The sequence below is a fragment of the Kitasatospora sp. NPDC004745 genome (assembly GCF_042873275.1).
GTDB lineage: Bacteria > Actinomycetota > Actinomycetes > Streptomycetales > Streptomycetaceae > Kitasatospora.
Genome location: NZ_JBIALK010000056.1, coordinates 13,179 through 16,062, shown reverse-complemented (window position 1 = coordinate 16,062; position 2,884 = coordinate 13,179). Strand labels below are relative to the sequence as shown.

Sequence of the window (2,884 nt, the reverse complement as noted above, 5' to 3'; positions counted from 1 at the left end):
GCGTTGACTTTTGGCACGCTGTTGAGTTCTCAAGGAACGGACACTTCCTTCGGTCTGCCTTCCAGCAGGCCCTCCGGGCGCTTCGTTCTTTCGTGATTCCCAGCCTACCAGATGCTTTCCGTTCCGTTTACCGGACGTTTTCACATCTGAAACCTGGTGTTAACCGCCGACTCGCGGCGACTCGACCAACCATAGCGGGTCGTCCGCCGGAGTGCGAATCGAGGCGCACCGGGTGTCACCCGGTCGGCGGCATGATTTGTTGCTCTCGCGAGCATATACAGCAATGGCCCCGATTCGCCAAGATGCCTGTAGAGTGCGGCGCATCGGCCAGAGGACTAGACCACTAGCGGCCGGTGGGCCGCCCGCCGACAGGCCGGGCAGGGCGTGGTTCTTCGCCCGGGAATGTCAGCAGATGTCCGAAGTTGACATGATTTAGGCTTCAGTTGATCGTCGCGCCGCTGCTCGCGGCCGCTCGCTGTACTGCGCACTTGGGAGGCACAACCATGACCACTGTGACGTCGCCGCTGACCGGCAAGGTCGTCGGGCTCGCCGGCGTGCCGGACCCGGTCTTCTCCGGCGCCATGGTCGGCCCCGGCACCGCGATCGACCCGGTGCGCCGCCCGACCGAGGCGGTCGCCCCGGTGGACGGCGTCGTCGTCTCCATGCACCCGCACGCGTTCGTCGTGGTGGACGCCGAGGGCCACGGAGTGCTGACCCACCTGGGCATCGACACCGTGCAGCTGAACGGCGAGGGCTTCGAGCTGCTCGTCAACAAGGGCGACACGGTGACCCGCGGCCAGGCCGTCATCAAGTGGGACCCGTCGGCCGTCGAAGCCGCGGGCAAGTCGCCGATCTCGCCGATCGTGGCCCTGGAGGCGAACGCCGACTCGCTGGGTGGCCTGCGGGAGGACGGCGAGGCCGTCTCCGGCGACCCCCTGTTCAGCTGGAGCTGACCCCTTCCTCTCACACGTCCGCCCCGGCAGCTCCTGCGGGGCGGCCCGGCACTCAGCGGTTCCCGGCGGGGCCGCTCCTCTCAGCGGAGACAGCTATATGGAGAAGACACTGCGCGGCGTGGGTGTCAGCCACGGGGTCGCGATCGGCCAGGTCCGGCACATGGGGACCGCGGTCCTGGAACCCCCCGCGACCCGGATCCCGACCGAGGACGCCCCGCGCGAGCAGGCCCGTGCCCAGGCGGCCGTGGACGCCGTCGCCGCGGACCTGATCGCCCGCGGCAACCTGGCCGGCGGCGAGGCGCAGGCCGTCCTGGAGGCCCAGGCCCTGATGGCCCAGGACCCCGAGCTGATGGCCGACGTGTCCCGCCGGATCGCCGTCGGCAGCAGCGCCGAGCGCGGTGTCTACGACGCCTTCGCCGCCTACCGGGCGCTGCTCGCCTCCGCCGGGGACTACCTGGCGGGCCGGGTCGCCGACCTGGACGACGTGCGCAACCGCATCGTGGCCCGGCTGCTGGGCGTGCCGATGCCGGGCGTACCGGACAGCGACGAGCCGTACGTGCTGTTCGCGCGGGACCTGGCGCCGGCCGACACCGCGCTGCTCGACCCGACGCTGGTGCTCGGCTTCGTCACCGAGGAGGGCGGGCCGACCAGCCACAGCGCCATCCTCGCGCGAGCCATGGGCGTGCCGGCCGTCGTCGCGCTGCCCGGGGCGAGCGACGTCGCCGAGGGCACCGTCGTCGCGGTGGACGGCAGCTCCGGTGACGTGCTGCTGGAGCCCTCGCAGGAGAAGCAGGACGAGCTGCGGGCGGTCGCCGCCGAGCGCAGGGCCGCGCTGGCCGCGTCCTCCGGGCCGGGGCAGACCTCGGACGGGCACCGCGTGCCGCTGCTGGCCAACGTCGGTGGCCCCGCGGACGTGCCGGCGGCGCTGGAGAACGGCGCCGAGGGCGTCGGCCTGTTCCGCACCGAGTTCCTGTTCCTGGACGACTCGGCGAAGGCTCCCAGCGAGGAGAAGCAGGTCGAGGCGTACCGCAAGGTGCTGGAGGCGTTCCCGGAGGGCCGGGTCGTGGTCCGGGCGCTCGACGCGGGCGCCGACAAGCCGCTCGACTTCCTGACCCCCGCGGACGAGCCGAACCCGGCGCTCGGCGTGCGCGGTCTGCGCACCCTGCTGGAGAACCCCGAGGTCATGCGCACCCAGCTGCGCGCGCTGGCCACGGCCGCCGAGGGGCTGCCGGTGCACCTCGAGGTGATGGCCCCGATGGTGGCCGACCGCAAGGACGCCAAGGACTTCGCGGACGCCTGCCGGGAGGCCGGGCTGGACGCCAAGTTCGGCGCGATGGTGGAGATCCCCTCGGCCGCGCTGCGGGCGCGGGCGATCCTGCAGGAGGTCGAGTTCCTGTCGCTGGGCACCAACGACCTCGCCCAGTACACCTTCGCCGCCGACCGTCAGGTGGGCGCGCTGGCCCGTCTTCAGGACCCGTGGCAGCCGGCGCTGCTCGACCTGGTCGCCGCGGCCGCCGACGCGGCGCGGACGACCGGCAAGAGCTGCGGCGTCTGCGGCGAGGCCGCCGCCGATCCGCTGCTGGCCGTGGTGCTGGTCGGTCTCGGCGTCACCAGCCTGTCGATGGGCTCGGCCTCGATCCCGTACGTGCGGTCGACGCTCGCCAAGTACACGCTGGCGCAGTGCCGTCGGGCGGCCGAGGCGGCCAGGGCCACGGACAGCGCCGAGGAGGCGCGGGCCGCGGCCCAGCAGGTGCTGTCCGGCGAGTAGCCCGCTGCGGGCCGTCCGGACCCGGGCACCCGTCCGGAGCGAACGCCGAGAGGGGGGGGCCCCCCCCCCCCGCGGGGGGGGGCCGCCCGCGGGCGGGGCGGGGGGGGGGGCCGGGGGGCCCGGGGGGGTGGTCGGTGGGGTGGGGGGCGCCAGGGCGGCAGGG

The 2,884-nt window shown here is 73.4% G+C and carries 2 protein-coding genes; both read left to right on the top strand.

Annotated features, from left to right (window positions below; genetic code table 11):
- Positions 1-503 precede the first annotated feature (503 nt).
- Positions 504-953 (top strand): PTS glucose transporter subunit IIA, encoded by a 450-nt coding sequence (locus tag ACFYUY_RS39825; protein ID WP_360223427.1) that lies wholly within the window; start codon positions 504-506, stop codon positions 951-953.
- A 97-nt stretch (positions 954-1,050) separates the two neighbouring features.
- Positions 1,051-2,721 (top strand): phosphoenolpyruvate--protein phosphotransferase, encoded by a 1,671-nt coding sequence (gene ptsP / locus ACFYUY_RS39820; protein ID WP_387908371.1) that lies wholly within the window; start codon positions 1,051-1,053, stop codon positions 2,719-2,721.
- Positions 2,722-2,884 lie beyond the last annotated feature (163 nt).